The 975-nt window shown below is 44.1% G+C and carries 2 protein-coding genes; both read left to right on the top strand.

Features of this window, described 5'->3' with window-relative positions; all coding sequences use genetic code 11:
* Window positions 1-114: DUF417 family protein (locus AB5935_RS25045; RefSeq protein ID WP_368327761.1), on the top strand; the 114-nt coding region annotated here is incomplete at its 5' end.
* Between the two features lie 99 nt (window positions 115-213).
* A partial coding sequence (locus tag AB5935_RS25040; protein ID WP_368327760.1) for an FAD-dependent oxidoreductase occupies window positions 214-975 on the top strand: 762 nt, incomplete at its 3' end.

Raw genomic sequence — 975 nt, 5'->3', positions numbered from 1 at the left:
TTACTATCCGGTGCAGGGCGGTTGGTGATTAAAGATATTGTGATCTTAGCCAGTGCCGTAGTGTTATTATCCGACTCGTCACAACGCGTACTCAAAACACTTAAAAAAGACTAAGACAACCACTAAAGAGGATTCTGACTTCTTGCCATTGCGGAACAAATCGTATTTTCAGACTGTTATATAGTCTCATACAAATCGTTAATACAAGAAGTTATGAAACAATATGATGCAATTATTATAGGATTCGGCAAGGCAGGGAAAACCCTGGCTGCCGAACTTTCCAACCGCGGATGGCAAGTGGCCATCGTAGAACGTTCCAACATGATGTATGGAGGAAGCTGTCCGAATGTAGCCTGTATCCCAACAAAGACACTGGTGCATGAAGCCGAGGTTTCCGCTTTGCTTTACCACGATGATTTTCCGAAGCAGGCGAATATGTACAAACAAGCCATCGGCCGAAAGAACCGCCTCACTTCCTTTCTTAGGAATGATAATTACGAAAGACTAAGCAAACGTCCTAATGTGACTATCTATACCGGAACGGGGTCTTTCATATCCGCCGATACCATAAAAGTGGAACTTCCCGAAGGAGAAATCGAACTGAAAGGAAAAGAGATATTTATCAACACGGGGTCTACTCCCATTATCCCTGCAATAGATGGTATTCAGCAAAGTCAGCACGTATATACCAGTAGTGCGCTTTTGGACTTAAACGTACTTCCTCATCACCTGATTATCATAGGTGGAGGATATATCGGACTGGAGTTCGCTTCTATGTATGCCGGTTTCGGCAGTAAAGTGACGATACTCGAAGGAGGAAACAAATTTATGCCTCGCGAAGATCGGGATATTGCAAACAGCGTCAAAGAAGTGATGGAGAAGAAAGGTATTGAAATCCATCTGAACGCTCGTGCGCAGTCTATCCATGACACGAATGACGGAGTGACACTGACTTACTCGGACATATCCGACGGT

This window comes from Phocaeicola sp. RTP21198st1_B8_RTP21198_201120 (assembly GCF_040929485.1).
GTDB classification, from domain to species: Bacteria; Bacteroidota; Bacteroidia; order Bacteroidales; family Bacteroidaceae; genus Phocaeicola; species Phocaeicola dorei.
Note: the sequence above shows the minus strand (reverse complement) of the source record. Positions and strands in the feature narration are given on the sequence as shown.